We start from the raw sequence: 3730 nt of genomic DNA, 5'->3' as shown, positions 1-3730 counted from the left end.
TTGAAGGCGGTAGAACCGCCTTCAACGCGAGCCTGTTGCCCGGTGTGATAACTCGTGCCTCGACTGACGTTCCGGATTATCTTTATAACTTGGAAATCCGTCAGTACGACGTCAACGGAAACCACCTGACGGGAAATGATTACGGCACCGTCAATATCGGCACAAGTCTGGACGTCACTTTGCAGGCGTCTGATGACTGCCAGTTAGTATTGGTAGCCCGTGGCAACGGTCCTGCAGTGACGGCTTTAGGAACAAAAACATTAGAACAAGTACAAAGTATGATAGTAAATTCGTCCGTGATAAATGCGATTGACCCCTCGGCTACGGGGAGTATGAACGCTATGCCTTACGTGCTTCATTTGAAGCATGTAAAGGTAGCCGTTGTCAATGGCAAAGCTATCATTCAGAGTCCGGACGGCAGCTACGACATGCGCCTGATGCTGAAACGTCTGGCTACGCGTCTGACTGTAACATGGGATTATAGTGTTACAGATTATAAATTGAAACAACTCCTGATTCAGAGTGTACCGTTGAACTATACCATCGTGGATAGACCGGAGACTGACGGCACCTATCCCTCCATCGTTTCGCAGTTCACCACGCTTGAAATACCTATTGCGGATGCCAATGCCGCACATGGTTCTTATTCCTGCTGGGTACCCGCCAATGTGCGTGGCGAAAGTGCTGCCGCTACCACGGAAACGCAGCGCACGAAAGCGAATGCTCCTGTAGGCAGTACCTTTTTCAATTTCGTAGCCGTGAATACAACTGACGGAAAGAAGAAGCTCGACTACCGTGTTTATATTGGTTCCGGTTCTTCTACGGATTTCAATATGTATCGCAACAAAGATTATGCTTATACAGTGAACTTTGCGCACGTCGGCATCCCTACAGGTGATAATCGTGTGACCTATATCGACCCTATTCCTGCTTCGGAAAATAATGATAACCTGGTACCCACCGCCAATTGCTTTATGGTGGAGCCGGGCGGTTCATTCTGCTTCGACCCTTTCGCATTCCAGCAAAACGGAACAGAGATCACCAATTCGCAGATGATGAGTTGGTATCCTTCCACTGCCAGTACAGGTATCAAATCGGTAAGGCTACTTTGGCAAACCCGTGAAAACGGTGATGTAGGTGATCCTGTAATGGGAATTGCTAATAGTGATGATGACCATACCAATATTGTAGACATCAAACGAACGATAGATAATAGTGATATCAATACGGTGCCCGCCAATGATAAAGGTCAATGCAGTATCTATTGCCGTGTAGCCGCCAACTCCACCGGAGGTAACGGAGTGATTGCTGCATACGACGGTCCGGATGGTACGGGAAACATAGTCTGGAGCTGGCATGTCTGGGTGACGGATTATAAGCCGGATACCCGTGGAGGTGAACAAGTCTTGGAGCCGGTTAATAAGCGGAAGCTGCTCTTTTCGCTGAACAATGCAAGTGTACTTCCGATGATGGACCGTAATTTGGGAGCAATGGCGGGATATGTAGATGAAGCTCCGACTTCATTTGTCGAAATGTCCAAGACCAATGGTTTTCATTATCAGTGGGGGCGCAAAGACCCGTTCCCAAGTAGCTATACGACTAAAAAGATCAGCGTAATTAATAATAAGAATTCATCTACGCCTCCCGAAGGTATGTTGAACCGCTATGCGGCGGATGGGATTACATACGTGGTGAATGGAGGACAATCGGGGACAATCAGTTACCAGACATCTTGCCGGCAGCCGCTTGTATTTTATGCTGCCAGTAGCAAAGGCCCTGCCTGGACAAATATCGCATCAGCGTCATTCAAAGGATGGGATGAAACGGATAAACCTGTTTGGGACCCATGTCCTGCCGGGTGGAGAGTTATATCCCGGGTTGATCTGGCTGCTGTGAATCAGAATGGAAGCAGTCTGCCTAACAATAATATAAAGAATTATAATACGAGAAATGACGATGGTGGCTATCTGCTTTATTTCGAACAGTTGAATGGCGGGCATGCCTCTTATTTCCGGTTTACAGGTTATGGCAGATACATGAATACATTCGAGTTTATTGGAGACTTGTGTACGATATGGACCCGAAATAAGGGAACTGATAATGGCTATAATTCCTATGCAGGATGGTTTAATTCAGGAGGAACCTCCAGTGAATTGTTTACTATCATAACTAAGTACCAGTCTGACGCCCATCCGCTTCGCTGCGTGCAGGAAAAGGCTGATTAACGATAAATAATAATTCAAAGTAATTTGAATACATTCGCTCTTTGACATGCTGGAATAACGGAAAACAATTGCTATCTTTGCTGTACGTAAACAATGTAAAAAGCAATGTGTATGAGCAGCAAGATTTATCCTATCGGTATTCAAAATTTCGAGAAGATACGTAAAGATGGTTATTTCTATATTGATAAAACCGCTTTGATTTATCGAATGGTGAAGACGGGCAGTTATTATTTCCTGAGCCGTCCGCGCCGTTTCGGAAAGAGTTTGCTGGTTTCTACCCTCGAAGCCTATTTCCTGGGGAAGAAGGAGCTGTTCACCGGGTTGGCGATGGAGAAGCAGGAAAAGGACTGGATAAATTATCCGGTGCTGCATCTTGATCTGAATGCCCGTAACTATGAAGATGCCGATTCTCTGCTTGAGGAACTGAACAAAAATCTTGAAATCTGGGAGCGGACCTATAGCAGCCCCTATTCCGATCGTGCGCCTGAAGAACGGTTTTACCATGTCATTCGTTTGGCTTATGAACAAACGGGACAGCGTGTCGTCATCCTTGTGGACGAGTATGATAAACCTATGTTGCAAGCCATCGGCAATGAAGCCTTGCAGCAGCAGTATCGTAATATGCTGAAACCCTTTTACGGGGTGTTGAAGACTTTGGACGGCTGCATCAAGTTCGCTTTGCTGACAGGAGTAACGAAGTTTGGTAAGATAAGCGTATTCAGTGACTTGAATAATCTGAATGATATTTCTATGTACGAACCGTTTGTCTCTATCTGTGGAATGACGGAGCGGGAAATACATGAGAATCTGAAAGAAGAATTGCATGAGCTGGCTGCCGCGCAAAAGATGACTTACGAGCAAGCCGCCGCCGAACTGAAAGAGTGTTACGATGGTTATCATTTCGTTGAGAATACGGAAGGCATCTATAATCCTTTCAGCGTGCTGAATACTTTCTATAAGATGAAGTTCGGCAGTTATTGGTTTGAGACGGGTACGCCTACCTATCTTGTGGAATTGTTGCAACGTAATCATTACGATTTGGAACGTATGGCACACGTACAGACTGATGCCGATGTCCTGAATAGTATCTATGGTGATGAAGACCCCATTCCTGTGATTTTTCAGAGTGGGTATCTCACCATAAAGGGATATGATAAGGAGTTCGGCCTTTATCGTCTCGGCTTCCCGAATAGGGAGGTAGAAGAAGGTTTTATCAAGTTCTTGGTACCTTTCTATACCCGCTTCAACAAAGTGGAGGCTCCTTTTGAAATACAAAAATTCGTGATGGAGTTGCGTGCCGGAGACATTGATGCTTTCTTCAAGCGTCTTCGCAGTTTCTTTGCGGATACCCCTTACGAGTTGGTGAGCGATCTTGAACTCCACTATCAGAATGTGCTTTTCATCATTTACAAACTCCTGGGTTTCTATGTCAATGCGGAGCGTCATACTTCGGACGGACGCATTGACCTGGTGTTGCAGACGGACCGTTTCATCTATGTGATGGA

Annotated in this window: 2 protein-coding genes; both read left to right on the top strand. The window is 45.8% G+C overall.

Annotated features, from left to right (window positions below; all coding sequences use genetic code 11):
• Positions 1–2225, top strand: a 2225-nt coding sequence (locus tag DWW10_RS23295) for a DUF4906 domain-containing protein (RefSeq protein WP_409012386.1), incomplete at its 5' end; no start/stop codon positions are given.
• Positions 2226–2336: 111 nt separating this feature from the next.
• A partial coding sequence (locus tag DWW10_RS23290; protein WP_118487376.1) for an ATP-binding protein occupies positions 2337–3730 on the top strand: 1394 nt, incomplete at its 3' end.

The organism is Bacteroides intestinalis, assembly GCF_003464595.1.
Classification (GTDB): domain Bacteria; phylum Bacteroidota; class Bacteroidia; order Bacteroidales; family Bacteroidaceae; genus Bacteroides; species Bacteroides intestinalis_A.
Note: the sequence above shows the minus strand (reverse complement) of the source record. Positions and strands in the feature narration are given on the sequence as shown.